39 protein-coding genes are annotated in these 25,904 nt (G+C 36.0%); 35 read left to right on the top strand and 4 right to left on the bottom strand.

All coding sequences use genetic code 11. From position 1 onward, the window contains the following. Nucleotides 1-12: 12 nt before the first annotated feature. The 3 genes from PGC14_RS07345 to PGC14_RS07335 all read left to right on the top strand — a co-directional run bounded on the left by PGC14_RS07345 (nucleotide 13) and on the right by PGC14_RS07335 (nucleotide 2,448). A complete protein-coding gene (locus PGC14_RS07345) occupies nucleotides 13-489 on the top strand; it encodes a DsrE/DsrF/DrsH-like family protein (RefSeq protein ID WP_011917807.1) in 477 nt (158 codons plus the stop codon). A gap of 127 nt (nucleotides 490-616) precedes the next feature. After that, entirely contained in the window at nucleotides 617-2,227 is a 1,611-nt protein-coding gene (locus tag PGC14_RS07340) for a B12-binding domain-containing radical SAM protein (protein ID WP_039764281.1), read from the top strand. Between the two features lie 20 nt (nucleotides 2,228-2,247). Next, nucleotides 2,248-2,448 carry a DUF6485 family protein gene (locus tag PGC14_RS07335; RefSeq protein WP_011917805.1) on the top strand — a complete coding sequence of 67 codons (201 nt, stop codon included), beginning with the start codon at nucleotides 2,248-2,250 and terminating at the stop codon, nucleotides 2,446-2,448. 57 nt (nucleotides 2,449-2,505) lie between these two features. Here the strand turns inward: PGC14_RS07335 and PGC14_RS07330 are convergent, their stop codons facing one another. Further along, nucleotides 2,506-3,720 carry an Nramp family divalent metal transporter gene (locus tag PGC14_RS07330; RefSeq protein ID WP_011917804.1) on the bottom strand — a complete coding sequence of 405 codons (1,215 nt, stop codon included), beginning with the start codon at nucleotides 3,718-3,720 and terminating at the stop codon, nucleotides 2,506-2,508. Nucleotides 3,721-3,929: 209 nt separating this feature from the next. Here PGC14_RS07330 and PGC14_RS07325 point away from each other — a divergent pair, with 209 nt between their 5' ends. After that, a complete protein-coding gene (locus PGC14_RS07325; RefSeq protein ID WP_271628539.1) occupies nucleotides 3,930-5,357 on the top strand; it encodes an aminopeptidase in 1,428 nt (475 codons plus the stop codon). Nucleotides 5,358-5,443: 86 nt separating this feature from the next. On the opposite strand, the gene PGC14_RS07320 is transcribed toward PGC14_RS07325, so the two are convergent. Both PGC14_RS07320 and PGC14_RS07315 read right to left on the bottom strand, forming a co-directional pair. Next, nucleotides 5,444-6,601 carry an MFS transporter gene (locus PGC14_RS07320; RefSeq protein ID WP_011917802.1) on the bottom strand — a complete coding sequence of 386 codons (1,158 nt, stop codon included), beginning with the start codon at nucleotides 6,599-6,601 and terminating at the stop codon, nucleotides 5,444-5,446. 351 nt (nucleotides 6,602-6,952) lie between these two features. Beyond that, entirely contained in the window at nucleotides 6,953-8,344 is a 1,392-nt protein-coding gene (locus tag PGC14_RS07315; RefSeq protein ID WP_011917799.1) for a phosphoglucomutase/phosphomannomutase family protein, read from the bottom strand. Between the two features lie 160 nt (nucleotides 8,345-8,504). Between PGC14_RS07315 and PGC14_RS07310 the strand changes: the two genes are divergently transcribed. Together PGC14_RS07310 and PGC14_RS07305 are read left to right on the top strand one after the other, a co-directional pair. After that, the gene (locus tag PGC14_RS07310; RefSeq protein WP_039764286.1) at nucleotides 8,505-9,209 is read left to right on the top strand and encodes a response regulator transcription factor; all 705 of its coding nucleotides are present in this window, start codon (nucleotides 8,505-8,507) and stop codon (nucleotides 9,207-9,209) included. After that, nucleotides 9,193-10,560, top strand: coding sequence for a sensor histidine kinase (locus PGC14_RS07305; RefSeq protein WP_271628538.1), 1,368 nt, complete (start codon nucleotides 9,193-9,195; stop codon nucleotides 10,558-10,560). The genes PGC14_RS07310 and PGC14_RS07305 overlap by 17 nt, the downstream gene beginning before the upstream one ends. A 13-nt stretch (nucleotides 10,561-10,573) precedes the next feature. Here PGC14_RS07305 and PGC14_RS07300 read toward each other — a convergent pair whose 3' ends face one another. Then, complete coding sequence (locus tag PGC14_RS07300) at nucleotides 10,574-11,752, bottom strand: HD-GYP domain-containing protein (protein ID WP_127351549.1); 1,179 nt, start codon at nucleotides 11,750-11,752, stop codon at nucleotides 10,574-10,576. Nucleotides 11,753-11,967: 215 nt separating this feature from the next. On the opposite strand from PGC14_RS07300, the gene PGC14_RS07295 reads away from it, so the two are divergent. The 29 genes from PGC14_RS07295 (at nucleotide 11,968) to rpsM (ending at nucleotide 25,903) form a co-directional block, all read left to right on the top strand. Next, nucleotides 11,968-12,474, top strand: a complete 507-nt coding sequence (locus PGC14_RS07295; RefSeq protein WP_011917795.1) for a ferritin-like domain-containing protein — start codon at nucleotides 11,968-11,970, stop codon at nucleotides 12,472-12,474. 59 nt (nucleotides 12,475-12,533) lie between these two features. Further along, nucleotides 12,534-12,695 (top strand): hypothetical protein, encoded by a 162-nt coding sequence (locus tag PGC14_RS07290; RefSeq protein ID WP_011917794.1) that lies wholly within the window; start codon nucleotides 12,534-12,536, stop codon nucleotides 12,693-12,695. Nucleotides 12,696-13,026: 331 nt separating this feature from the next. Beyond that, the gene (rpsJ, locus tag PGC14_RS07285) at nucleotides 13,027-13,347 is read left to right on the top strand and encodes a 30S ribosomal protein S10 (RefSeq protein ID WP_011917792.1); all 321 of its coding nucleotides are present in this window, start codon (nucleotides 13,027-13,029) and stop codon (nucleotides 13,345-13,347) included. A 4-nt stretch (nucleotides 13,348-13,351) separates the two neighbouring features. Next, entirely contained in the window at nucleotides 13,352-13,984 is a 633-nt protein-coding gene (gene rplC, locus PGC14_RS07280) for a 50S ribosomal protein L3 (RefSeq protein WP_039764288.1), read from the top strand. A gap of 29 nt (nucleotides 13,985-14,013) precedes the next feature. After that, complete coding sequence (rplD, locus tag PGC14_RS07275) at nucleotides 14,014-14,640, top strand: 50S ribosomal protein L4 (RefSeq protein ID WP_039764290.1); 627 nt, start codon at nucleotides 14,014-14,016, stop codon at nucleotides 14,638-14,640. A gap of 1 nt (nucleotide 14,641) precedes the next feature. After that, the gene (rplW, locus tag PGC14_RS07270) at nucleotides 14,642-14,932 is read left to right on the top strand and encodes a 50S ribosomal protein L23 (protein WP_011917789.1); all 291 of its coding nucleotides are present in this window, start codon (nucleotides 14,642-14,644) and stop codon (nucleotides 14,930-14,932) included. Nucleotides 14,933-14,966: 34 nt separating this feature from the next. Then, a complete protein-coding gene (gene rplB / locus PGC14_RS07265) occupies nucleotides 14,967-15,797 on the top strand; it encodes a 50S ribosomal protein L2 (protein ID WP_271628537.1) in 831 nt (276 codons plus the stop codon). 35 nt (nucleotides 15,798-15,832) lie between these two features. Then, nucleotides 15,833-16,117: a 30S ribosomal protein S19 gene (rpsS, locus tag PGC14_RS07260; protein ID WP_011917787.1), complete on the top strand. Its 285-nt coding sequence runs from the start codon at nucleotides 15,833-15,835 to the stop codon at nucleotides 16,115-16,117. 56 nt (nucleotides 16,118-16,173) lie between these two features. Continuing rightward, nucleotides 16,174-16,542 (top strand): 50S ribosomal protein L22, encoded by a 369-nt coding sequence (gene rplV, locus PGC14_RS07255; protein ID WP_011917786.1) that lies wholly within the window; start codon nucleotides 16,174-16,176, stop codon nucleotides 16,540-16,542. A 22-nt stretch (nucleotides 16,543-16,564) separates the two neighbouring features. Then, on the top strand, nucleotides 16,565-17,233 hold the full coding sequence (rpsC, locus tag PGC14_RS07250) for a 30S ribosomal protein S3 (RefSeq protein WP_011917785.1): 669 nt from the start codon (nucleotides 16,565-16,567) through the stop codon (nucleotides 17,231-17,233). Beyond that, on the top strand, nucleotides 17,233-17,676 hold the full coding sequence (rplP, locus tag PGC14_RS07245; protein WP_039764296.1) for a 50S ribosomal protein L16: 444 nt from the start codon (nucleotides 17,233-17,235) through the stop codon (nucleotides 17,674-17,676). Before rpsC ends, rplP begins: the two co-directional genes overlap by 1 nt. After that, nucleotides 17,663-17,881 (top strand): 50S ribosomal protein L29, encoded by a 219-nt coding sequence (rpmC, locus tag PGC14_RS07240; protein ID WP_011917783.1) that lies wholly within the window; start codon nucleotides 17,663-17,665, stop codon nucleotides 17,879-17,881. The genes rplP and rpmC overlap by 14 nt, the downstream gene beginning before the upstream one ends. 25 nt (nucleotides 17,882-17,906) lie before the next feature. Continuing rightward, a complete protein-coding gene (gene rpsQ, locus PGC14_RS07235; RefSeq protein WP_039764298.1) occupies nucleotides 17,907-18,167 on the top strand; it encodes a 30S ribosomal protein S17 in 261 nt (86 codons plus the stop codon). 42 nt (nucleotides 18,168-18,209) lie between these two features. Further along, on the top strand, nucleotides 18,210-18,578 hold the full coding sequence (gene rplN / locus PGC14_RS07230; RefSeq protein ID WP_011917781.1) for a 50S ribosomal protein L14: 369 nt from the start codon (nucleotides 18,210-18,212) through the stop codon (nucleotides 18,576-18,578). Nucleotides 18,579-18,598: 20 nt separating this feature from the next. After that, nucleotides 18,599-18,931, top strand: a complete 333-nt coding sequence (gene rplX, locus PGC14_RS07225; RefSeq protein WP_011917780.1) for a 50S ribosomal protein L24 — start codon at nucleotides 18,599-18,601, stop codon at nucleotides 18,929-18,931. Nucleotides 18,932-18,958: 27 nt separating this feature from the next. After that, the gene (gene rplE / locus PGC14_RS07220) at nucleotides 18,959-19,501 is read left to right on the top strand and encodes a 50S ribosomal protein L5 (protein ID WP_011917779.1); all 543 of its coding nucleotides are present in this window, start codon (nucleotides 18,959-18,961) and stop codon (nucleotides 19,499-19,501) included. A 26-nt stretch (nucleotides 19,502-19,527) separates the two neighbouring features. Beyond that, nucleotides 19,528-19,713 carry a type Z 30S ribosomal protein S14 gene (locus tag PGC14_RS07215; protein WP_011917778.1) on the top strand — a complete coding sequence of 62 codons (186 nt, stop codon included), beginning with the start codon at nucleotides 19,528-19,530 and terminating at the stop codon, nucleotides 19,711-19,713. Nucleotides 19,714-19,739: 26 nt separating this feature from the next. Beyond that, a complete protein-coding gene (gene rpsH, locus PGC14_RS07210; protein ID WP_011917777.1) occupies nucleotides 19,740-20,138 on the top strand; it encodes a 30S ribosomal protein S8 in 399 nt (132 codons plus the stop codon). A 33-nt stretch (nucleotides 20,139-20,171) separates the two neighbouring features. Then, nucleotides 20,172-20,720 carry a 50S ribosomal protein L6 gene (gene rplF, locus PGC14_RS07205; RefSeq protein WP_011917776.1) on the top strand — a complete coding sequence of 183 codons (549 nt, stop codon included), beginning with the start codon at nucleotides 20,172-20,174 and terminating at the stop codon, nucleotides 20,718-20,720. A 16-nt stretch (nucleotides 20,721-20,736) separates the two neighbouring features. After that, nucleotides 20,737-21,105, top strand: coding sequence for a 50S ribosomal protein L18 (gene rplR, locus PGC14_RS07200; protein ID WP_039764309.1), 369 nt, complete (start codon nucleotides 20,737-20,739; stop codon nucleotides 21,103-21,105). Nucleotides 21,106-21,125: 20 nt separating this feature from the next. Continuing rightward, nucleotides 21,126-21,632 carry a 30S ribosomal protein S5 gene (rpsE, locus tag PGC14_RS07195; RefSeq protein WP_039764310.1) on the top strand — a complete coding sequence of 169 codons (507 nt, stop codon included), beginning with the start codon at nucleotides 21,126-21,128 and terminating at the stop codon, nucleotides 21,630-21,632. Nucleotides 21,633-21,649: 17 nt separating this feature from the next. Continuing rightward, nucleotides 21,650-22,093 carry a 50S ribosomal protein L15 gene (gene rplO / locus PGC14_RS07190; protein WP_039764311.1) on the top strand — a complete coding sequence of 148 codons (444 nt, stop codon included), beginning with the start codon at nucleotides 21,650-21,652 and terminating at the stop codon, nucleotides 22,091-22,093. Nucleotide 22,094: 1 nt separating this feature from the next. Beyond that, nucleotides 22,095-23,402, top strand: a complete 1,308-nt coding sequence (gene secY / locus PGC14_RS07185; RefSeq protein WP_039764312.1) for a preprotein translocase subunit SecY — start codon at nucleotides 22,095-22,097, stop codon at nucleotides 23,400-23,402. A gap of 38 nt (nucleotides 23,403-23,440) precedes the next feature. Beyond that, nucleotides 23,441-24,088 (top strand): adenylate kinase, encoded by a 648-nt coding sequence (locus tag PGC14_RS07180; protein ID WP_271628536.1) that lies wholly within the window; start codon nucleotides 23,441-23,443, stop codon nucleotides 24,086-24,088. A gap of 17 nt (nucleotides 24,089-24,105) precedes the next feature. Further along, complete coding sequence (gene map / locus PGC14_RS07175; RefSeq protein ID WP_271628535.1) at nucleotides 24,106-24,849, top strand: type I methionyl aminopeptidase; 744 nt, start codon at nucleotides 24,106-24,108, stop codon at nucleotides 24,847-24,849. 12 nt (nucleotides 24,850-24,861) lie between these two features. Beyond that, entirely contained in the window at nucleotides 24,862-25,131 is a 270-nt protein-coding gene (locus tag PGC14_RS07170; protein WP_011917769.1) for a KOW domain-containing RNA-binding protein, read from the top strand. 14 nt (nucleotides 25,132-25,145) lie between these two features. Then, nucleotides 25,146-25,364, top strand: a complete 219-nt coding sequence (gene infA / locus PGC14_RS07165) for a translation initiation factor IF-1 (RefSeq protein WP_011917768.1) — start codon at nucleotides 25,146-25,148, stop codon at nucleotides 25,362-25,364. Nucleotides 25,365-25,391: 27 nt separating this feature from the next. Then, a complete protein-coding gene (gene rpmJ / locus PGC14_RS07160) occupies nucleotides 25,392-25,505 on the top strand; it encodes a 50S ribosomal protein L36 (protein WP_011917767.1) in 114 nt (37 codons plus the stop codon). A gap of 23 nt (nucleotides 25,506-25,528) precedes the next feature. Then, a complete protein-coding gene (gene rpsM / locus PGC14_RS07155) occupies nucleotides 25,529-25,903 on the top strand; it encodes a 30S ribosomal protein S13 (protein ID WP_011917766.1) in 375 nt (124 codons plus the stop codon). Nucleotide 25,904 lies beyond the last annotated feature (1 nt).

Genomic DNA, 25,904 nt, shown 5'->3' with positions numbered 1-25,904 from the left:
AGGGTGATTTGTATGAGAGAGGATAAGAAGACCATTATTGTCTTTAGCAATGACATGGACAAGGTGATGGCTGCATTTGTAATTGCAACTGGTGCTGCTGCGATGGGCGATGAAGTGACAATGTTTTTTACATTCTGGGGTTTGAATGTTCTAAGAGATGCTAAAAAGAAAGCACAGGGAAAATCATTTTTAGAAAAAATGTTTGGTGCTATGATGCCAAAAGGGGTTGAAAAGCTTCCACTTTCAAAGATGAACTTTTTAGGGATTGGTCCAAAGCTTATGAAATATATGATGAAAAAGAAAAACGTGATGATGTTACCTGAGATGATAAAACAAGCGCAAGAGCTTGGTATAAAGATGGTTGCATGTTCAATGTCAATGGATGTTATGGGGATAAAAAAAGAAGAGTTAATTGATGGTGTTGAAATTGGTGGTGTTGCCACATATCTTGGTGAGGCAAGCGAAGCAGGTGTGAATCTGTTTATCTAAGTTAGGGGAATCTTAACTAATAGAGGCAGGAAAAACCCTGCCTTTTTGTTTTTTAGCTCTTTTGAAATAAAAACTGTGATATAATAATGAGACAATAATTAATTATTATTCAGAAAGGAAAATCGCTATGATCCTGCTTGTTGCAATAAACTCAAAGTATGTTCATACAAATTTAGCAGTCAGATACCTTTATCAGCTCTGTAAAGAAAACTATCCATGCGAATATGTTGAGTTTAATATCAATCAGTCTTTGCATGATGTGCTCTATGAGATTTTGAGTAAGAAACCTGAATATGTTGCAATTTCAACATATATCTGGAACAGAAGCTATGTCGAAAAACTTGTTGAAGGATTAAAAAAGGCAAGGAAAGACATAAAAATAATTCTTGGCGGGCCAGAAGTGTATTTTGACAGCCTTGATGAGTGGAAGTTTGTTGACATAATAATCAGAGGAGAGGGAGAGTACCCTTTTTTAGATTTATGTGACCATATTGCGGCTGGCAGGCAATATACCCAAAAAGAGTATCCGCCGTTTGATTTGAACAAACTTCCTTTTGCGTACAAGGACGAGAAGTTAGACCAAAGCAGAATCTATTATTATGAAAGCAGCAGAGGCTGCCCTTTTAGATGTACGTATTGTCTTTCTTCTATTGAAAAAAGTGTTAGATTTGCGTCTCTTGAAAAGGTGTTCGAAGAGCTTGACTATCTTTTTAAAAAACAAGTAAGACTTATAAAGTTTGTTGACAGGACATTTAACGCAAACAAAGAAAGAGCAATAAAAATAATAGAGTTTTGTAAACAAAAGTCGCAAGCTACCCAAATACACTTTGAAATAGACCCAACACTTTTAGATAGTGACATTATCACTGCAATAAATACTTCAAAAGATAATCTCTTCAGACTTGAAATAGGTCTTCAGAGTTTCAATCCACAAACTCTTGATGCAATTGATAGATTTTATGATATAGATAAAATAGATAAAAACTTGAAAGAGCTTATGGAGAACAAAAAGGCCATTGTTCATCTTGACTTGATAGCAGGCTTGCCATATGAAGATTTTTTGAGTTTTAAAAGAAGTCTTGATAAAACTATATTGTATTTTGCGGACGAAGTTCAACTTGGATTTTTGAAGATGTTAAAAGGAACAAAGATAAGAGAAGAAGCAGCTAAATACAATTATGAGTTTTTCAAAGATCCGCCGTATGAGGTTATCTCAAATAGCTTTATTAGCTTTGAAGAGATTTATGAGCTTAAAAAAATAGAAGATTTGATAGACAAAGTTTACAACAGGCAGTACCTCTATTTTACTTTAAGATACATCTTTCAAAAAATTTCTCCTTCTGAATTTTTTGAAAAGCTCTCAAGCAAAGTGAATAGCAATTTAAACACAAGGGAGTTTATAAAAGAGCTTTACAGAGCCATAAAAGAGAATTTTGATTTTGACAAGGCTGTATTTGATAACTTGTTCAGATTTGACATTCTAAGAAGGTTTCCGGAAGAATTTTTGCCAGAGGAATTGGCAGTGTCGAAAGAGGAAAAAGAGAAAATTAAACAAGCAATATACAGAGTCAGCCCAGAATACCAAGATATCGGAGAACCAAAAGAGATTATTAGAAGATCAAGGGCTTGCATATTCGGATTTGACATTGAAAGGTTTATAGAAGATAATAAAATTGAAAATGGAGATTTTTTATACATCTTTTTCGAAGAGAAAGTAAAGAAAATAAAACTTCAGTAAAAAGGGGGAAAAAGGGTAATATGGAGTGCACACTTTCAAAAAACCTTTCAATCTGCACATGTACTTATGAACCGTGTCCAAGAAAAGGAAGATGCTGCGAGTGTTTGCACTATCACAGGAAAAATGGACAGCTTCCTGCTTGCTATTTTTCAAAAGAAGCAGAAAGGACATATGACCGTTCAATAGAAAACTTCATTCGTGACTATTCTTCAAGGAAGTAAAAAAATAAAGAAGTGGGCAGGCAAAGTGTTTTTCTTTTCATCTGCCCACTTTTATTTTTATAAAGTAGTTATGAGCAGAAAAACATCAAGTCCTATTACTAAAGCTGCCACAATTCCAAGAATTATCTTATCTGCTAAAGAGTTTGCGAATTTACCCATGACTTTTTTGGATGACGTCAAATAAATTTGAAGAATGATTGTGATTGGTAGCTGGATACTCAATAGCATCTGTGAGAGTATTAAAGCTCTGAACGGATTTGAGATAAAAACTATGATGATAGATGCTAACACCAATGGAATGATAATTCCAACTTTAGTTGGCAGCTCTTCTATGTTGTAAGGCCTTCTATAAAACCCTGCCATGATTGTTCCACCTGTATATGCAGCTGTTATGCTTGAGGAGATGCCAGAAAGCAATAGAGCAAATGCAAAAATTGTTGCAGAGAAATTTCCCAAAATAGGCTTTAACATCTGCTGAGCCTGTGGTAGCGATTCAACAAAGATACCTTTTGTGTAAAAGGTTGTGTGAGCTATTATAATCATGCTGCTGTTAATTAAAAATCCTATAAACATTGAAAAAAGTGTATCAACAAACTCAAATTTGAGCTGATGTTTTATTACCTTTTCGTCTTGAGTGTTCCACTGCCTGCTCTGAATTATTTCAGAATGTAAAAACAAATTGTGTGGCATGACAACCGCACCAAGTATTGAAAGAACAACAATTAGTGAACCAGAAGGTATGCTTGGAGTTATCCAGCCAATGACCACATCTTTTACAGGGACCTTCACAAGAAAAAGCTCTATCAAAAAGGAAAGACCTATCAGCGACACAAACGCAATTATCCACCTTTCAACCTTTTTATATGAGTTAGAAAACAAGAAAAACATGGTAAAAGGCAGGATGATTAAACACCCAAGCTTAATAGGAATTTTAAAAAGCATCTCAAGGGCAATTGACGCTCCTAAGATTTCTGCCATAGCAGTTGAGACTGTTGCCAGCATGGCAGATGAGAGCACCACTATGGCAAGAGATTTATTAAGATAGATTGAAGTTGCTTCAGCCAAGCAAAGACCTGTTGCAATGCCAAGATGAGCTGCGTTGTGCTGAAGTACTATCAAAATTATGGTTGATAGTAAAACTACCCACAAAAGTTTTAAACCAAACTGGCTTCCTGCAGCCACGTTTGATGCCCAGTTTCCAGGGTCGATAAATCCCACTGTGACAAGAAGTCCTGGTCCTATATATTTGAGTATTTCCCTTGCGTTTTGCATTTTGTGCTGCCTTTCACACCTTTCTTCTCAAGTAATTTTATGAAATATCTTCTAAAGTGGTGAATGATAAATAGTAAATCTTATCTCAAGCTCTTATATTAAAATTAATACCCAAAAAAAGATGATTGTGATATCATAGTTTGTATGAAGCTAAAAATATTTAAATGGGAACTGGACATTTTGAACACTAAAATATTGGAGGTAGAACAATGATCGAAAAGTCTTACGGCCAAGAGCTTTACGAAAAGCTATCCTACACTTCTAAAAATGCATGGGAAGTTTTAAAAGAAGAAGAAAAGCCTTTTGTTTTTGATTTGGCAGAAAAGTATAAGCACTTTTTGAACTGTGCAAAGACAGAAAGAGAGGTTGTTGAATATTTCATAGAAAGAGCTAAAGAAAAAGGATATAAAGAATTTAACAATAATATCCAAGAATTAAAGCCAGGTGATAAAGTATATTTTATTAACAATAACAAAAGCATATTGCTTGCTCATATAGGCAAAAAGCCTTTAAAGGAAGGGTTTAATCTGATAGGTAGCCATATAGATTCTCCACGACTTGATTTAAAACCAAAGCCACTATATGAGTCAAGTGAGCTTGCTCTTTTGAAGACACACTACTATGGTGGTATTAAAAAATATCACTGGGTAAATGTACCACTTAGCATCCACGGAGTTGTTGTGAAAAGTGATGGTTCAAAAGTAAAGATTACAATTGGTGAAGATGAAAATGACCCTGTTTTTTATATAACAGACCTTCTTGTTCACTTGTCTTCTGATCAGCTTCAGAAAAAAGCAAGCGAGGCAATTCCCGCTGAGAACTTGAATGTGCTCATAGGAAGTATGCCGTTTAATGATGAGAAAGTGAAAGAAAAGGTAAAACTTAATGTCTTGAAGATTCTGAATGAAAAATATGGTATTACAGAAGAGGATCTTATTTCAGCTGACATTGAGGTTGTGCCTGCTGCAAAAGCACGTGATGTGGGGCTTGACAGAAGCCTAATTGGCGCATATGGTCAGGATGACAGAGCATGCAGTTTTTTAGCAGCAGAAGGCATCTTTTCAATAGATGAAACTCCGGAAAAAACTGCGCTGGTCTATTTGGTTGACAAAGAGGAAATAGGAAGTGTAGGAATATCAAGCGCTGAGGCAAGCTTTTTTGATGTATCAGTTGCAAAGCTAATGAAAGCATTGGGTGAGTACGAGAATAGCCTTGATTTGGCTCTTTGCTTTGAAAACTCAGCAGCAATTTCTGGCGATGTTGCAGCAGCACTTGACCCAACATATGAAGGTGCTTATGATAAGCTCAATTCCACGTTAATTGGCCACGGTGTTACTATTGAAAAGTATACAGGAGTTAGAGGCAAATACAGTGGTTCTGAAGCAACAGCAGAGTATGTAGGCAAAATCAGAAACTTTTTGAATTCAAATAACATCTGCTGGCAGACAGGGCTTTTAGGTAAAGTTGACCAAGGCGGTGGCGGCACAATTGCTATGTTTATTGCAAGAAAAATGATAAATGTAATAGACTCAGGCGTTCCAGTTTTATCTATGCACTCAACATTTGAAATAACAAGCAAGGTTGATGTTTATATGACATACAAGTTTTATAACCAGTTTTTGAGAAAGTTTGAATGAAAGTTTTGCGAGACTACAAATTATTTGTGTAGTCTCGCTGTTTAAAAAGATTTTGTGTATTATTTTATTTACCGTGCTGAAGTATTTCATGATAGTTTTTTTAAATTAATAAAATAAACCATTCCTATTAATGCAATGCTAATTCCGCTGGTTAAGAAAATTGTCTTAACAGATATAGTATTAGATATAATTCCTCCAATTAATAATGAAATAATTGAGGAGATATTTCCCACGATTGAATTAAAGCTAAAAACTCTTCCTAATAGTTTCTTGTTACAATTTTCTTGGATTATAGTAGTTCGAGCAATAGCATAAAATGAATTACATATTCCATTCACAAAATGGATGAAAAGAGCAAAGACAAAAATATTACTTAATGAGAATAAAGTAGTAGAAATACCAATACCTATTACTCCTGTTAAAAGGAGGGTCTCATTTTTTATTGTTTTTATATATTTATAAACATAAAGTGAGGTAATAACCATTGCAGTTCCTTTTGATGTCAGAATAAAACCATATCCTTTTGAATCAGTATGTAAATAGTTAATCACATAAACGATTAACAGTCCGTTTAGAATTCCTGCAAATAAACCAATCAAACCATTGAGAATTATTAAACTTTTTATGATAAAGTTAGATTTCAAATATTTTAAAAATTCCAAATATCTTATATTTCTACTTTTATTTTCAGTGCTTTCATATTTATGGTACGAAATCTGAGAAACAAAAATGGCAGAAACAAGAAAGGTAAATGAATCAATAAAAAAACAATATTTCAAATTAAGATAAGAAGTTAATAACCCACCTATTGAGGGACCAATAACCATCATAATGGAATTTAATGAGCTACTGAGACTGTTAATTTTACGTATTTCTTCTTTGGTGGTTAGTTCTGGTATAATACTATTTCTTGTATTTTCATAAATAGCGGTGACAGAAGATATAATAAACACAATCAAAAACACATAATTGGTGAAATATGGCACTAATATTACTAATAACGCTCTCGAAATATCTCCAAATACCAAAATTGTTTTTTTGTTTGATAAATCAATTATTTTCCCAAATGGAATACCAAATATAATAGCAGGTGATAATATTAAAATAGAAAGAATAGACATTTGTAAACTTGACTTACTAACGTTATACACTAATGTAAGTAAAGCAACCCTATCAATCCAATTTCCAATCTCTGATATAAATTGAGAGCATAACAAGTTAATAGCATTTCTATTGTTTTTCATTCTTTAGTATCTCCCTGAATTAGAATGTTTTTCTCTAATAAAATATTACAAAGTTACCCATTTGTGTATTAGATAAATGTATTCTTTCAGATTTGACCAATCAGTTATAAAATTGTATATCTAATACAATTAAACTTATTTATCACTAAGTATTGATTATGAATATTTATTATGCCAACATCAGCTGTTTTACTATTTGGTTATTTATTTATCAAATTTCCCTTATTCCTTTTGCTGCAAGGATTAGGCATTAATATCTAATAAAACTATATTTTAACATCACAGATTAAAAAAAGAAAAAAGCAAGAAAACAGAATACAAAGTACATAATTGACCAATTATTAAATCTTTTTATTTCATTTCCTCTATCAACTTCACAGCCTCATCTAAAAGCCTTTTGACCTCGTCTTTGGTGAACTGTTCTGTGTATACTCTCAAAACAGGTTCTGTGCCAGATGCTCTGAAGAGTATCCATGAGCCATCTTCAAAGATATATTTATAGCCGTCTAATGTTTGAATCTCTTTAATCTTTCTGCCTGCAAACTCTGTGTTTTGGGAAATCATCTTCAACGTCTTTTCTTTGATTTCGATTGGCAAATGCAGGTCAACTCTGTCATAGTAGTGATAACCTATTTCTTTAAAAAGCTCGTCAAGTATTTGACTGATTGGTTTTTGATAATAAGCCATAATCTCAAGGAGCAGCAAGCTACATAAAATTCCATCTCTTTCAGGTATATGATTTTTAATTCCAATACCTCCGCTTTCCTCGCCACCAATGAGAATGTCTTCTTTTAAGAAAAGTTCGCAGATATATTTAAAGCCAATCGGTGTTTCATAGATTTTGAGTCCGTACTTGTTTGCCAAAATAGGAACCATATTGGTAGTTGAAAATGTTTTTACAACACCACCCTTTAAACCTTTTGCTTCAACTAAATGTCTCAGAAGCAGTGCATATATTCTGTGTGAATCAATAAACTCTCCTTTTTCATCAACAGCCCCTACCCTGTCTGCATCGCCGTCTGTTGCAAGGCCAATGTCTGCGTTGTTTTGGACAACAGTATCAATCAATTTTCCAAGGTTTTTATAAATAGGTTCTGGATTGACTCCTCCAAAGTACGGGTTTCTTTCATCTCTTATCTGGATGTGTTTGATTCCATATTTTTCTAACAAGGTTTTAACATATCCAACTCCAGCACCGTGCATTGGATCGATTATTGCAAAAGGTTTGAATTTTGCAATAAGATTAAGGTCTACAAGCTTTTCAATGTGTTCAAAATAGTCCTTGTCAGCATCTATAAAGGAAAAGAGACTGCTTTCTTCAGGTTCAACAAACTTTACCTCATTTTTATAAAGATGTTTTTCAATTTCAGCAATTATAGACGGTAGTGCAGACCCACCATAATCGCCTTTGAACTTTATCCCATTCCATTGTGGTGGGTTATGGCTTGCTGTAATCATTATAGCTCCTGCTAAATTCATGTTCTTGACAGTAAATGATACAACAGGTGTTGGTGTTGGCTTTTTTGTAAGATATGTCTTTGTGCCGTTTGCAACAAGAACCCCTGCGCAAAGCCGAGCATACTCTTCTGACATAAATCTTGTGTCATATCCTACCAAAACAGGTCTTTTGTCATCAATTTCTTTGATATAGTCAGCAATTGCTTGGGCGACAATCTTTACATTGTCAAAAGTGTAATCCTTACTGATTACTGCTCTCCAGCCGTCTGTTCCAAACTTTATCATCTTGTTTCACCTCCTGCAAACAGTGCATAAAATGTGCTATAATGAATCTTAGAAATAGTCTTATAAATCCTGACAATTATATAGTATACAAAAGTTTCAAGAATTTTTCAAACAAGACAAGATATTTTTTGAATTATTCAAAAAAGAGAGGAAAATCACAATGTCAAGATACCTTGTATATGTTGTCGATGATGAAAAAGATATTTTGGACATTATCTATCAGTATCTGATAAGCAGAGGTTACGAGGTTAAAACATTTGAAGATGCTTCGAGTTTTTTAAAAGAGTTTGAGGAAAATGAGCCTGACATAGTTATATTAGATATTATGCTCCCAGACATTGATGGATATGAGCTGTGCAAAAAAATAAGGAAAAGTAGCAATGTGCCAATTATAATGCTCTCGGCTAAAGGTGAAGAGTTTGATAAAGTTTTGGGACTTGAGCTTGGCAGTGATGATTACATATCAAAACCGTTTTCACTACTTGAGCTTGAAGCAAGAATTAAGAAAATTTTACGAAGAGTGGGTAAAGATACTCTTAAAGTTGACAATGTCTTAGAATTTTTTGGAATAAAGGTTGATTTAAATCAGAAGAGTGTATTTTACAATAATGTAAAAGTGGACCTTTCGCCAAAAGAATTTGAGACATTTTTACTTCTCTTTAGGGAGCACTCCAAGGTACTCAAAAGAAGCTACATATTAGAGCAGGTATGGGGAGCCCCGGCTTTATATGATGAAAGAATGGTAGATGATGTGATAAAAAGGTTGAGAAAAAAGATTTTACAGTATAAACTTCCCATCGAGATAAAGACAATGTGGGGACTTGGATATAAACTCGAGGAGAAGAAAGATGAAAATCAGAACTAAAATCTATCTTTCATACTTAGGTCTCATAGTGTTCATATTTGCTACATTTTCGATAATTTTTTATGCTACTTTTAAAAGTAACTTAATAGAACAGGTAAAAACAGATAATTTAAGATTTGCAAAGCTTGTTGAATCCTTTTTTATAAATCAAAGTAAAAATATTAAAAATCTAAAAAAATTTGAGTCATATTTTGAAACATGGGGATATAAATTTCTTCAGGACTATATTGTAATAGTTACTAATGATGGCTCAATTGAGTATTCAAATAAAGAGCTGGATGTTGAAGCGCGAGTAAAAATAATGAAGTTATTTGATGAGAATAAGGAGTTTTCATATAGTTTTGAAATTGGACAATTACAGGAGAAACCTTATTTGTTTACTTTGTATAAAAGTAAATCAAATACACATTTCTTTATCCTTATTATCAGTGACTTAGAAAGAATTTCAATTTTTCAAAAGAGGTTTTTTAGTCTCATTTTCCAGATTGCAATCTTTACTGCGCTCTTGGCAGCTGCAGTTAGTGTGTTTGTATCTAAGCAAATAATTCAGGGTCTTCTGAAGTTAAAAGAAGGAATAATAGAAGCTTCAAAGATGAGGTTTAATAAAAAGGTTGAGGTAGGTTCAAGAGATGAAGTTGGTATGATTGCACATGAGTTTAACAAGCTTATAGAAAAGATTTCAGAGTATAACCAGGCACAGATTAGATTTCTGCAAAACATCTCTCATGAATTGAAAACACCGCTTACTTCTATTCGTGGGTATGCAGAAGTTCTGAAAATGGGACTTTTAGATGTAGAGAAAGCCAATCACGCAGCCGACAGGATAATTGAGCATGTAGATAGGCTAAAGATATTGATAAACCAGATTATAGACCTTACTAAGATTGAGTCTGTTGAGAACTATTTTGTATTTGAAAAGAACAATCTGGAAGATATCCTTTTTGATGCAGTTTTAGACAATGAAGGGTACGCTCTTTCAAAGGGAATTGAAATAGTATTTGAGCCTAACACCAAAATTCCAGTTTTGTGTGATAAAGAAAAGCTAAAAGAAGCTTTTTCTAATATAATTTCTAATTGTATAAGGTATGCTAAAAGTAAAGTAGTGATTGAAATTAAACTTCAAAAGGACGAATTTGAAGTTAGAATAGAAGATAACGGAGAAGGTTTCAAAAATGATGAAATTGACAAAATCTTTGAAAGATTTTTTAAAGGGAAAAGAGGAGAAATTGGCTTAGGACTTTCAATTGCCAAAGCAATCTTTGACAAGCATGGCTTTGCAGTAGAAGCTGAGAATGCTGAACCAGTTGGTGCAAGATTTGTTATCAAAGGCAGTAGCTATAAAGAGCAGTAGTAAAGTTTTCTCTTTATACCACTGCTCTTTTGAGAAGTTCAAACTCTTCCTCTAAAAATAGTTCATTCTTCACCATATCATAAATAATACTTAGTGCTTCTTTTTGACCCAATCCTTTTCGGTATGGTCTATCTTCAATGAGGGCTTGGTATACATCGCATATTCCCACTACTCTATCTAAAAGAGAAAGTTCATCTTTTCCAAGTTTTTCAGGATATCCACTTCTATTTACCCTTTCGTGGTGATTTCCTGCCCAGTTGGAGATTTCGCCTTTGAACACAGGGATTTGGTCTAAAATTAGCTTTGTGTAGTACGGATGTGACTTTATTATGTAAAATTCCTCTTTTGTAAGCTTTCCCTCTTTGTTTAGTATCTCATTTGGTACAACCATCTTGCCCAAATCATGTAAATAGCCAGCAATTTTTAGTTTATATGAAGTTTCATCATCTAATCCCATTATTTTGGCAATTTCAAATACTACCTCTGACAACCCCTGGGAATGAAGATGGGTAAACTTGCTTTTATTGTCAATCAAAAGAGCAATTGCTTCGGAGAATTTGAGCATAGTTTGTATGTTAAAGTAAACCTCATCATCTGGTAAAAGTCCTAAGATGATCTGCCTCAGTTGAGGGTTGTAAAGGTCTAACCAAAATTTATCCTTATCAGTAATATCTAAAAATGCATCAACTATAAATGGATTAAACAAAATGCCTTTATTTTTCCCCACCCACTCTTTTAAATCATCAACCTGTAAATAGTAAGGCTTTGACCAGTTCATGCTTATGTCTATCTGGTCAGCCAGATTTATAATCTGAGAGGCCAATGGCAAAACTCTATAGTCGTATCCGAATGCACCAGAGCCGTTGTAAAAGTCATGATGGTATTTAATGATTTCTGAAATCTCTTCATCTAATGGGAGCTTTCTAACAAACTCATATCCTAACAGGCAATGTTTTTTTGCGAGTTGAATATCCAAATGTGAAGCATAAAAATTATTATCAGAAACAGTGATACCAATATCATGCAGAAATGATGCGTAATAAATCTTTTTTATCTCACCTTTTTCGACTTGTAGTTGTTTTGCAATTTGCAAAGATATATATGTAACCTTTGGTGCATGTTCCTTTCTGCCTTGGGCGATGTCTATTAAGTATGAGATTGATAAGAGAAGATTTCCCACACCTATTTTCATAAATCTTTTCCACCACCTTAAACTACTTTGAAACTTCTTTACTTTAAGCTAATTATACATCAAAACCTCAAAAAGTTTTACCAAAGTTTTTTGATAAATTATCCGTCCTTTTAGGAAGTTTTTCAAAATGAAGTCTGAAAAGTAGCAAAAATTGCTTTCAAAAATATAATGTATTAAAAGCCCAATAAAAACTTTTGGGAGGTAATAGGTTAAAAATGGATTGGACTAAGTTTGCATATGATGCACCATATCCAGAGCCAAAAGTTGAAGAGCCAAACAGGCACTATGCAGAGATTTTGCTTGATGACTATGCAGGATATGCAAGTGAATTTACAGCAATTGCACTCTATTCTTACCAGCATTTTATAAGTGATGTAAGAAACAAAGACTTTGCAGAGCTGATTATTGGAATTGCTCGGGTTGAGATGAAACACTTGGACCTTCTTGGTACTACAATTTACCTACTTGGTGCACTGCCAAAATATAGGGGTTCTTACACAACATATGGTCAGTACTGGAACGGGTATTTTGTAAACTACGACAAAGATTTAAAAGACATGATAAAAATTGATATACAATCCGAAAAGGAGGCAATCAAAAATTACAAGAGGCACATTGAAATGATAGATGATAGGTACATCAGAAAGCTTTTAGAAAGAATAATACTTGACGAAGAGAAACATATCAAATTGTTAAAAGATTATCTTGATAGAAAATTTTGATTTGTGGGTATTAAATAAATAACAAGGGAAGTAAAATATACTGAGGAGGTAAAATGAATATGCAAGAAAAATATGTCTGTGGAATTTGTGGTTATGAGATTGTTGATTTAAATTCTCCGTGTCCATATTGTGGTGCTGAACCAAATCACTTTGTAAAGGCGGATGAGGTTGACGTTGAGCTAATTAAAAAAATCTATCAAGAAGGCGGAGCAACTTATTAAAATTTCTCTTGCAAACCGCCTTTTTTTATTATAAAATTATAAAGTCGTTGTGTGGGTAAAAGAAAAAACTACTTAAAAAGCTTGCGATGAGGCAAAAGGTTGCTGCAAAGGTAAAGGACTTTGCAGGGAATTTTTGCTGAGTATGTCTTGTCCTTTGAGACGGGCGACACGGGGAAGGTATGAAAGAATATTTCATGCCCGGTGTTTTTATGCCCGAAGATGGAAAACTCCGGGTATTTTTATATAAAAAGTTCTGACACACACGGCTAAGTTGCCAAGTTCCCCTGTCGCAGATAAAATAAAATAACACTATTTTTAAGGAGGGGAATACATGTCAAAGGCACAAAGAATGCGAATCAAGTTAAAATCGTTTGATTACAAGCTTTTAGATCAGTCAGCAAGGAAGATTGTTGAGACAGCAAAGAGTACAGGTGCAGAGGTATCAGGACCAGTACCACTGCCAACAGACAGAGAGGTAATTACAATTATCAGGGCACCACACAAGTATAAGGATTCGCGTGAACAATTTGAAATCAAAACTCACAAAAGACTTATTGACATTATCAAGCCCACACAGAAAACAGTCGATGCACTTATGAGAGTTGAACTTCCTGCAGGTGTTGACATCGAGATTAAGCTAAAGGAGGTGTAAGCACATGACAAAGGGTATACTTGGCAAAAAAATAGGTATGACACAGGTTTTTGATGAGGCAGGGAAGGTAATACCTGTCACAGTAATTGAAGCAGGGCCATGTGTTGTTGTTCAAAAAAAGACAGTTGAAAAAGATGGTTATGCAGCTATTCAAGTGGGTTTTGAGGATATAAAAGAAACCAAACTAAACAAGCCTTTAAGAGGTCATTTTGCAAAACACGGTGTAAAGCCGAAGAGATATTTGAGAGAATTGAGGCTAAAAGATGCAGATAAATATGAAGTTGGGCAAGAGATAAGGGTTGACATCTTTTCACCTGGCGAAAGAGTAGATGTAACTGGTATTTCAAAAGCTAAAGGATTCCAAGGTGTTATCAAAAGACATGGTCAGCAAAGAGGTCCTATGAGCCACGGTTCTATGTATCACAGAAGAGTTGGTTCAATGGGTTCTAATACATTCCCTGCAAGAACATTCCCAGGTAAAAAGATGCCTGGTAGAATGGGTGGTCAGAGAGTGACAGTTTTGAACTTGCAGGTTGTAAGGGTTGACCCAGAAAGAAACCTGCTTCTTGTAAAGGGAAGTGTTCCAGGAAATAAGAATTCACTTTTAATAATCCGAGACTCAGTTAAGAGCAAATAAGCTTTAAGTTTTAGGAAGGAGGAAAAAGAATGCCAAAGGTTCCGGTTTACAATATAGAAGGGCAACAGATTGGTGAGATTGAGCTTAATGACTCAATCTTCAATGTTCCTATAAATACTCATGTTTTGCACCAAGCTGTTGTTGCACATCTTGCAAACAGACGTCAGGGGACATTTGCTGCAAAGACAAGAGCAGAAGTCCGTGGTGGTGGTAGAAAGCCATGGAGGCAGAAAGGAACAGGTAGAGCAAGACAAGGTTCTATCAGAGCTCCCACATGGAGAAAAGGTGGCGTTGTATTTGCAAAAAAACCAAGAGATTTTTCAATAGACCTTCCAAAGAAAGTAAGAAGACTTGCTTTAAAATGTGCACTGTCTTCCAAAGTCAAAGAGAACAATCTCATTGTGCTTGACAAATGGGATATGAACCAGTATAGAACAAAAGAGGTAATCAGGGTTTTAAAGAATTTAGGGCTTGAGAATGAAAAAGCCTTGATAGTAATTCCTGAAAGGAATGAATATTTACAAAAGTCAACAAAGAACATTCCGGAAGTAAAGACATTGCAGGTAGGAAACTTGAATGTGTTTGATATACTAAAATATGACAAGTTTATTATCCTCCAGGACGCTGTAAAGAAAGTAGAGGAGGTGTACGCATAATATGTTGCCAGAAGAGATAATTAAAAGGCCAATAATAACAGAAAAGAGCATGAGCATGATTCCACAGAAAAAATACACATTTGAAGTTGATAGAAGAGCTAACAAAATTGAGATAAAGAAAGCTGTTGAGCAGCTGTTTGGCGTTGAGGTTGAAAAGGTTTGGACAATGAATGTAAAACCAAAGAGAAAGAGAGTAGGAAGATTTGAAGGAAGAACGAAGGCATGGAAAAAGGCCATTGTTAAACTTACAGACAAGAGCAAGACAATAGAGTTTTTTGACAGCTTAATTTAATTGAGCATAAATGCTAATAAGGAGGGGAAAAAAGGTGGGTATAATAGTCTACAAGCCTACATCGCCAGGCCGCAGAAATGCATCAGTTTTGAACTATAAAGAGATCATTACAAAGACAGAGCCTGAAAAATCCTTAGTATTTACAGAGAAGAAATGGGCAGGAAGAAACAATCAAGGAAGAATTACTGTTCGTCATAGAGGAGGCGGACATAAGAAAAAGATAAGAATTGTTGACTTTAAAAGGGATAAGGATGGTATTCCTGCAAAGGTTGAGGCTATCGAGTACGACCCAAACAGAACAGCATTTTTGGCACTCTTATGTTATGCAGATGGTGAAAGAAGATATATCTTAGCACCTGAGGGCTTAAAAGTGGGAGACACTGTTATGTCAGGTCCTAATGCAGATATTAAAGTTGGTAATGCTTTGCCACTTAAATATATTCCTGTTGGTACAATGATACACAATATTGAGCTATATCCCGGCAGAGGCGGTCAGCTTGTGAAAAGTGCAGGTGCAGTTGCACAGCTCATGGCAAAGGAAGGCAAATATGCTCTTATCAGACTTCCATCTGGTGAACTCAGATATGTAAGCCAGGAGTGCAGAGCTACAATAGGTCAGGTTGGAAACTTAGACCATGAGAATGTCAGAATAGGAAAAGCTGGACGTAAAAGATGGATGGGTATCAGGCCAACAGTTAGAGGTTCTGCAATGAACCCTGTTGACCATCCACATGGTGGTGGTGAAGGTAAAGCACCAATTGGTCATCCAGGGCCACTTACACCGTGGGGCAGACCAACATTGGGTTACAAGACAAGAAAGAAGAATAAACCATCAGACAAATTCATTGTCAAGAGAAGAAAATAATATAAAAGCAGCTTTATAAGTGAGGAGGGATAAGCGTGGGCAGATCTTTAAAAAAAGGTCCTTATTGTGACCCAAAGCTTTTAAAAAAGATTGAAAAACTAAACCAGAACAATGAGAAAAAGGTTATCAAGACATGGTCTCGAAGGTCAACAATTTTGCCTCAGATGGTGGGTCATACAATAGCTGTCTATGATGGAAGAAAGCATGTGCCTGTGTATATAACAGAAGAGATGGTTGGACATAAGCTTGGCGAGTTTGCTCCAACAAGAACATTCAAAGGACATGGGCATCACACAGAAAGGTCAACTGCGCTGAAATAAAAATTATTGTGGTTTTAGGATTTTAGTGTTCAATTGTTAGAAGGGAGGAGAAGCTTGTGGAAAAGGCTGTAAATACAAATACTGAAGTGAAAAAGGCAACAGCTACCTTGCGCTATGCAATGATATCGCCACGAAAGGTCAGAATAGTTATTGATCTTATCAGAAATAAACCTGTTCAAGAAGCTTTGAATATATTGAAATTTATACCAAAAAGAGGTGCAAGGTTTGTTGAAAAGCTCCTAAAGTCAGCGATTGCTAATGCAGAAAATAACCATAACATGAATGTTGATAAACTCTATATAGCAGAGATTTATGCAAACGGTGGACCTATGCTAAAAAGAATAAGACCGAGAGCACAAGGAAGAGCCTTCTTGATTAGAAAAAGAACAAGCCATATTACAGTTGTACTCAAAGAAAGAGAGTAACTTTTGATAAGGAGGGAAATAAATGGGTCAAAAGGTTCATCCAAAGGGGTTTAGGCTTGGGATTATCAAGGACTGGGATTCAAGATGGTTTGCAAATGACAAAGATTTTGAAAAGTATTTACTTGAAGACTACAAAATCAGACGTCATATTAAGGAAAAACTCTACAATGCAGGAATTTCAAGAATTGAGATAGAAAGAGCTGCAAAGAGAATAAAAGTTATAATTCATACAGCAAAACCGGGGATTGTTATAGGAAGAGCAGGTTCTGGTGTTGAGGCTTTGAGAAAAGAGCTTGAAAAGATTACAGGTGGAAAGACAATTTCACTTGATATAAAGGAGATTAAGGTACCAGAGCTTGATGCACAGCTTGTTGCAGAGAATATTGCTGCTCAGCTTGAAAAGAGAGTTTCATTCAGAAAGGCTATGAAACAAGCAATGGCAAGAGCACTTAGAAGTGGTGCAAAAGGTATCAAGACGATGGTATCTGGCCGACTTGGCGGTGCTGACATTGCAAGAACTGAGTGGTATAAGGAAGGAAGAATTCCTCTCCAGACTTTAAGGGCAGACATTGACTATGGATTTGCAGAGGCTCATACCACATACGGAAGAATTGGTGTTAAAACGTGGATATATAAAGGCGATGTGTTGCCGCAAAAAGGAGCAGCTGCTGAAAAAGGAGGAGATAAATAATGCTTATGCCAAAGCGTGTCAAGTACAGAAAACAACAGCGTGGCAGAATGAAAGGAAAAGCAACAAGAGGCAACTTTGTTGCATACGGTGATTTTGGTATTATGGCATTAGAGCCAGGTTGGATTACGAGCAATCAGATTGAGGCAGCCAGAGTGGCTATTGCAAGACATATAAAAAGAGGCGGTAAGGTTTGGATAAAGATATTTCCTGACAAGCCTGTGACGAGAAAACCTGCAGAGACACGAATGGGTTCTGGTAAAGGTTCGCCTGAGTACTGGGTTGCAGTAGTAAAACCAGGAAGAGTTATGTTTGAGGTGGGCGGTGTTGATGAAGAGGTTGCAAAAGAGGCTTTAAGACTTGCTATCCATAAACTACCAATAAAGTGTAAGATAGTTTCAAGACAAGATGTGGAAATGGGTGGTGAGGTAAATGAAGGCGTCTAAGATTCGTGAGATGACAAATCAAGAGCTTCACAATGAGCTAAAGAAGTTGAAAAATGAACTTTTTAACTTGAGATTTCAGCTTGCAACAAACCAGCTTGAAAATCCAATGAGAATTAGAGAGGTTAAAAGAACAATTGCAAGAATAAAGACAATCCTAAGAGAAAGAGAACTTGAACAAGAAAAAGCGAATAAAAATGCAAAATAAAGTAGATTCTGAGGAGGGAATTTAAGTGGAGCAAAAGAGAGGCATGAGAAAGACAAGAATTGGCGTTGTTGTTAGCGATAAAATGGACAAAACCGTTGTAGTTGCAGTAGAAACTTTGGTACAGCATCCTCTTTATAAAAAGACTATAAAAAGAACAACTAAATTTAAAGCACATGATGAGAACAATGAATGCAAAGTTGGTGACAAGGTTTTAATAATGGAGACAAGACCGCTTTCTAAAGAAAAGAGATGGAGAGTTGTGCAGATTTTAGAAAGAGCAAAATGATTAAAACCAAACCTTAGGTTTTAAAAGGAGGGAAATTGAGTAATGATTCAACCACAATCAAGGTTAAAGGTTGCAGATAACACTGGCGCAAAAGAGGTTATGTGTATAAGAGTGCTTGGTGGTTCAAATAGAAAATTTGCTAACATAGGTGATATTATAGTTTGTTCTGTTAAAGATGCAACACCAGGTGGCGTTGTTAAAAAAGGTGATGTTGTAAAAGCTGTTATTGTCAGAACAAGAAAAGGTATCAGAAGAGAAGATGGGACTTACATCAGGTTTGACGACAATGCAGCAGTTTTGATAAGAGAGGACAAAACACCAAGAGGTACACGTATATTTGGACCTGTTGCAAGAGAGCTCAGAGACAAAGATTTCATGAAGATTGTGTCTCTTGCACCAGAAGTTCTATAAGCTTTTAAGGAGGGAAAGCCATGCCAAACAAGGTTCATGTAAAAAAAGGGGATACAGTTGTAGTAATTTCAGGCAAGTACAAAGGAAAACAGGGCAAAGTTCTTACTGTTTTACCAAAAGACAAAAAAGTTGTTGTTGAGGGTGTTAATATTGTTAAGAAGCATGTAAGGCCAAATCCTAAGATGCCGCAAGGTGGTATTATTACTCAAGAAGCACCAATTTGGGCATGTAAGGTAATGCTTGTATGTCCAAAGTGCAACAAACCAACACGCATAGGTCACAGGTTCATTCAAGAGGGAGAAGAAGAGAAGAAAGTTAGAACATGTAAAAAATGTGGTGAGATTATAGATTAATAGCCAAAGTGAGGGGAGGTAACATTTATGGCACCAAGGCTTAAAGAAAAGTACTACAAAGAAGTTGTTCCTGCGATGATGCAGAAGTTTGGATACAAGAATGTTATGCAAGTGCCAAGGCTTGGCAAGATTGTAGTAAATATTGGACTTGGCGAGGGCAAGGATAATCCGAAGGCATTAGAAGCAGCTGTGAACGATCTGATGGCAATTACTGGCCAAAAACCAATTGTCACTCGAGCAAAGAAGTCTATTGCAAACTTCAAATTGAGAAAAGGGATGCCAATAGGTTGTATGGTGACATTAAGAGGAGATAGAATGTATGAATTTTTAGATAAAATGATAAACCTTGCATTGCCAAGGGTGAGAGACTTTAGAGGCGTGTCTGACAAATCATTTGACGGAAGAGGAAACTATTCAATAGGTTTTAAAGAACAGCTTGTTTTCCCTGAAATTGATTATGATAAGGTTGATAAGATTAGAGGGCTTGAGGTAACAATTGTCACCTCGGCAAAGACTGATGAAGAAGCAAAAGAGCTTTTAAGACTTTTAGGTATGCCATTTGCAAGTTAACTTTTAAAAGATAAGGAGGGTAATTAATGGCAAGAAAGGCGCTGATTATAAAACAACAAAGGCCTCAGAAATTTTCAACAAGGTATTACAATAGATGCAAAATTTGTGGGAGACCAAGAGCGTATTTGAGAAAGTTCGGCGTTTGCAGACTTTGTTTTAGAAAGCTTGCTCATAATGGAGAGATACCGGGTGTTAAGAAAGCGAGCTGGTAATTTTTAATTAGGAAGGAGGTAATAAAATGTACGTAATAGACCCAATTGCAGATATGCTCACACGTATTAGAAACGCGAATAATGCTCGCCATGAAGTTGTTGATATTCCAGCATCAAAGATGAAAAAGGCTATTGCTCAGATTTTGTTAGAAGAAGGCTTTATAAAAGAATATGAAATTATTGACGATGGAAAAAATGGAATTATAAGAATAAAGTTGAAATATGGTCCTAACAAGGAAAGAGCAATCACAGGTCTAAAGAGAATTTCAAAACCCGGAAGAAGAGTATATGCAGGTAAAGATGAGCTTCCAAAAGTGTTAGGAGGACTTGGAATAGCTATTATTTCTACATCTAAAGGCATAATGACGGATAAAAAGGCAAGAAAAGAAGGGGTTGGCGGAGAGGTTCTCTGCTACATCTGGTAATAATAAGACTTTATTTTTGTTGGAGGTGAAATGATGTCAAGAATAGGAAAAAAACCTATTGATATACCAAGCGGTGTTGAAGTTAAAATAGATGGCAATGTCATTACCGTAAAAGGTCCAAAAGGAAGCTTGACAAAAGAGATTCATCCTGAGATGATAGTTAAGATAGAAAATAATCAGATTTTAGTGCAGAGACCTTCTGATGAAAGACACCACAAAGCACTCCATGGTCTTACAAGAACACTTATTGCTAACATGGTTGCGGGTGTTACAAAAGGGTACGAAAAGGTATTAGAAATTGTTGGAATAGGTTACAGAGCACAAAAACAGGGGAAAAAACTTATTTTAAACGTTGGTTATTCTCATCCTGTTGAGATTGAAGAGCCAGCGGGAATAACTATCGAGGTTCCTGACCAGAACAGAATAGTGGTAAAAGGAATTGACAAGCAGCAAGTTGGCAACTTTGCTGCAAATATAAGAAAGGTACGTGAACCTGACCCATATTTGGGTAAAGGTATTAAGTATGCAGATGAAGTATTAAGACTCAAAGAAGGAAAAGCCGGCAAAGGCGGTAAGAAATAGAGGGGAGTGATTGGGCTTGTATAAAAAGGTGAATCGTAATGAAAAAAGGCTAATACGTCACAAAAGAATTAGAAAGAAGGTTTTTGGCACAGCTGAAAGACCTCGTCTTTGTGTCTACAAGAGCTTGAAATATATATATGCTCAGATAATTGACGATGAGAAAGGTCACACCTTAGTTGCAGCGTCATCACTTGAACCAGAGATTAAGTCAAGATTGACATCTACAAAATCTATCGAGGCAGCACAGTATATTGGAAGAGTTATTGCAGAGAGGGCAAAAGAAAAGGGAATAACAAAGGTTGTATTTGACAGAGGCGGTTACCCATATCATGGAAGAGTAAAGGCATTAGCTGATGCCGCAAGAGAAGCTGGTCTTGAGTTTTAATTTTGAAGGAGGGATAGAGCTTGGTTCAAAAGAGAATTGATCCAAAGGAATTAAATTTGAAAGAAAGAGTTGTTAATATAAATAGGGTTGCAAAGGTTGTAAAGGGAGGTAAGAGGCTTAAATTTTCAGCTATAGTGGTTGTTGGTGATGAGAACGGTCATGTTGGTGCAGGACACGGCAAGGCAGCTGAGATACCTGATGCTATAAGGAAGGCTATTGAAGATGCTAAAAAGCATCTTATTGAAGTACCAATTGTAGGTACAACAATACCACATGAAGCAATTGGCGATTTTGGAGCATCAAAGGTATTGATTAAACCTGCTCCAGAGGGTACTGGAGTTATTGCAGGCGGTGCTGTAAGAGCTGTTTGTGAGCTTGCAGGAATTAAAGATATTAGAACAAAAAGCCTTGGATCTAACAACCCGGCTAATGTTGTACATGCAACAATTGAAGCTTTAAAGCAGCTCAAAAAACCTGAAGAGGTTGCAAGACTTAGAGGAAAGACCTTAGAAGAGATACTCAAATAAAAAGGAGGGCAAGCTTTATGAAACTTTTTGAACTGAAACCTGCGCCAGGTGCTAAGAAAAAGCCAAAAAGAGTTGGAAGAGGCGAAAGCTCTGGTCATGGTAAGACATCAACAAGAGGTCATAAAGGTCAATGGGCTCGTTCAGGCGGCGGTGTCAGACCAGGTTTTGAGGGTGGACAGATGCCGCTTACCAGAAGAATTCCGAAAAGGGGCTTTAAAAATATAAATAAAAAGGTGTATACTGAAGTTAATGTAGAAAAACTTGAAAGATTTGAAAATGACACGGTGATTACACCTGAGCTTTTACTCAAAGAAGGAGTTATTAGCAAGATAGAGAAGGACGGAGTGAAGGTACTCGGTAAAGGAGATCTCACAAAGAGGCTGATTGTAAGGGTGCAGAAGGTGTCAGAAGGTGCAAGAAAGAAGATAGAAGCAGCTGGAGGAAAGGTAGAGGTGATTTAAAGTGTTTGAAACAATTAAAAATGCGTGGAGACTACCTGACCTGAGAAGAAAAATCCTCTTTACACTCTTTATGCTACTCATTTTCAGACTGGGGGCGTTCATCCCAGTCCCCTATATAGATAGGGATGCTTTAGCAAAGGTTATTAACGACCTTACTATGCTTGGTTTTTTTGATGTTGTTGCTGGCGGAACATTTAAAAATATGAGTATATTTGCGATGAGTGTAACACCATATATCAACTCTTCTATTATCATGCAGCTTTTGACAATTGCTATACCGGCTTTAGAAGAGCTTGCAAAACAAGGCGAAGAGGGCAGAAAAAAGCTTGCTGAATGGACCAGATATGGTACAGCAATCTTGGCATTTTTACAGGCGGTTGGTATTTATTTTGGACTCAAGAATGCAACAGGCTTGACAGGTGGAGTTCCTGTTATCACAACACAAGGTCAGGGATTTTTAGGATTTATAACAATAACACTTGCTTTAACAGCTGGTACAGTATTCTTGATGTGGATTGGTGAACAGATAACAGAAAATGGTATTGGTAATGGTATATCGCTTTTGATTTTTGCTGGAATTATTTCGAGAATTCCAAATGGAGCAGTATCGCTTTGGAACTATGTCGCAAAGTTAAATGAATTTTCGCTGACAAGTATTATTGGCGTGCTTTTATTCTTAGTTATGGCATTGGCAATAATTGTTTTTATAATTGTAATCCAAGAGGGAGAGAGAAGAATTCCAGTTCAGTATGCAAAAAGAATAGTTGGAAGAAAAGTATACGGTGGACAGAGCACTCATATTCCTATTAAGGTAAATATTGCAGGGGTAATACCAATAATCTTTGCAATATCACTTGTTATGTTACCGACCACAATAGCTCAGTTTTTCCCAAATTCTGGCTTTTACAAATTTGTAAAAGCGTATTTCTCATCGGGGTCATTTTGGTATACATTTTTCTATGCTTTATTCATAATAGGCTTTACTTATTTCTATACAGCAATAGTTTTCAATCCAGTGGAGATTGCTAATAACTTGAAAAATAATGGAGGATTTATACCTGGTATCAGACCAGGAAAGCCAACAGTGGATTTTATTACACGTGTGCTTTCTAAAGTGACTTTTGCTGGCGCACTGTTTTTAGCATTTATAGCTATTTTGCCAACCTTAGTTGGGCTTATGTTCAGACACCAGCTAAATATATACTTTGGTGGAACGAGCTTGTTGATTGTTGTAGGTGTGGCACTTGAGACGATAAGACAAATGGAAGCTCAAATGCTCATGAGACACTACAAGGGATTCTTGAGTTAAAATGAGTTCATTTTAAACTGGTGGAGGTAATAAAAACAATGAGACTTATAATCTTAGGTGCACCAGGTGCAGGCAAGGGTACACAAGCAGAGTACCTTAGCAGCAGATTTGGGATTCCACACATTTCAACAGGGGATATTTTAAGAGAGAATGTGAAAAACCAGACAGAACTTGGCAAAAAGGCAAAGGAATATATGGATAAAGGTCTTCTTGTGCCAGATGAGATAGTAATTGAAATTGTCAAGAATAGACTTATGCAAGATGATTGCAAAAATGGCTTTTTGCTTGATGGATTTCCAAGGACAATTGCTCAGGCTGGAGCTTTAGAAAAAGTTTTAGCTGATCTTGGGCAAAAGATTGACAAGGTTTTAAATATTGAAGTACCTGATGAAAAAATCTTAGAAAGAATGTCAGGAAGAAGAATCTGTAAAAGCTGTGGTGCGAGCTTCCATGTTATCTATAGGCCACCCAAAAAAGAAGGTATTTGTGATATATGTGGTGGGCAACTTTACCAGAGAGAAGACGATAAAGAAGACACAGTAAAAAAGCGTTTAGAGGTCTACCATGCACAGACTCAACCTTTGATAGAATACTATAAAAATAAGGGTTTGCTTGTTACAGCAGCAGGTCAAGAAGAGATTGCTGACACAACAAAAGAAGTGTTGAAAGCTCTTGGAGTTGAATAAGGAGTAAGGGACAGAAAATGATTACTATTAAGTCTGAGGCTGAACTTGATAGTATGAGATGCGCAGGTAAGATTGTTGCAAAGGTATTAAAAGAGTTGGAGAATTTGATAAGGCCTGGCGTTACTACAAAAGAGCTTGATGAATTTGCTGAAGAGTATATAATTAAAAATGGCGGGATACCATCATTTAAGGGGCTGTATGGGTATCCTGCCTCTATATGTACTTCAGTCAATGATGAGGTAGTTCATGGAATCCCAAGTATGAGAAGGCTGGAAAGTGGAGATATTATCAGTATAGATGTAGGAGTTTGTGTAGATGGCCTTCATGCTGATGCAGCAAGGACCTTTGCTGTGGGGGAGATTTCCGAAACAGCAAAGCTACTTATAAAAACTACTGAAGAAAGTTTTTTTGAAGGTATCAAAAACGCGGTTGCTGGCAAAAGAGTGGGAGACATATCAAATAGTATTCAAAGGTATGTAGAAAGCCGTGGCTTCAGTGTAGTAAGGGATTTGGTGGGGCATGGGATTGGAAGAAAATTTCATGAGTCACCTCAGGTCCCTAATTTTGGTAAGGCTGGAGTTGGGATAAGGCTTATCAAGAACATGACCTTAGCAGTCGAGCCAATGGTAAATGAAGGAACGTTCAAGGTTTACACAGCAGAAGACGGGTGGACTGTAAAGACTCTTGATGGTAAGCTCTCTGCCCATTATGAGAACACTATCATAATTACTGAGGGCTTACCAGAGATAATTACATTATGAGGTGTTTTTCAAATGGATCTTCAAATAGGGCAGATAGTTCTGTCCAAAATGGGGAGAGATAAAAATAGGTTCTTTATTATATTTGACGTAACCGATGATGGTTATGTGTATCTTGTAGATGGGAAATTGAGAAAGATTAAAAAGCCCAAGAAGAAAAAGATTAAACACATTGCACCTACCAAGTTTGTCTCCGAAGAGATAAAAGAAAAGATACTAAAGAAAAAGTTGACTGATGCGGAGGTTGCGAAGGTGATAGAGGAATTTGAGAATAGAAAAGAGTAGGGGGTTGATAAGCCTTGTCCAAGGAGGATGTAATTGAATTAGAAGGGACTGTTATTGAAGCATTGCCGAATGCTATGTTTCAAGTCCAGCTTGACAATGGGCATAAAGTTCTTGCTCATGTCTCTGGTAAGCTGAGAATGAATTTTATTAGAATATTACCGGGTGATAGAGTTGTTGTACAGCTATCACCTTATGACCTGACACGTGGCAGAATTGTGTGGAGGTCAAAATAAACTCTTTTTGAAGAAGGAGGAGAAAAAATGAAGGTAAGACCGTCTGTAAAACCTATTTGCGAAAAATGCAAGGTTATCAGAAGAAAGGGTAAGATAAGAATAATTTGTGAAAATCCAAAACATAAGCAAAGACAAGGTTAATTTTTTGGAGGTGAATTTTTAAAATGGCAAGAATTGCAGGTGTAGATTTACCAAGAGAAAAAAGAATTGAAATTGCACTGACATATATATTTGGTATAGGCTTATCTAGGTCAAAGCAGATTTTGAGAGATACAGGTGTTGATCCAAACAAGAGAGTAAAGGATTTAACTGATGATGAGGTCGCTAAGATAAGAGATTATATTGATAAAAATTTCAAGGTTGAGGGTGAACTTCGTGCCGAGATTGCAAGAAACATTAAAAGATTAATTGATATTAGATGTTACAGAGGTTTAAGACATTTAAGGGGACTGCCTGTTCGTGGTCAGCGAACAAGGACAAATGCAAGGACCAGAAAAGGACCAAGAAAAACTGTTGGTGTTATGAGAAAGAAATCATAAA

This window comes from Caldicellulosiruptor sp. DIB 104C (assembly GCF_028198085.1).
GTDB classification, from domain to species: Bacteria; Bacillota; Thermoanaerobacteria; order Caldicellulosiruptorales; family Caldicellulosiruptoraceae; genus Caldicellulosiruptor; species Caldicellulosiruptor saccharolyticus.
This window is presented reverse-complemented; position numbering and strand designations above follow the sequence as displayed.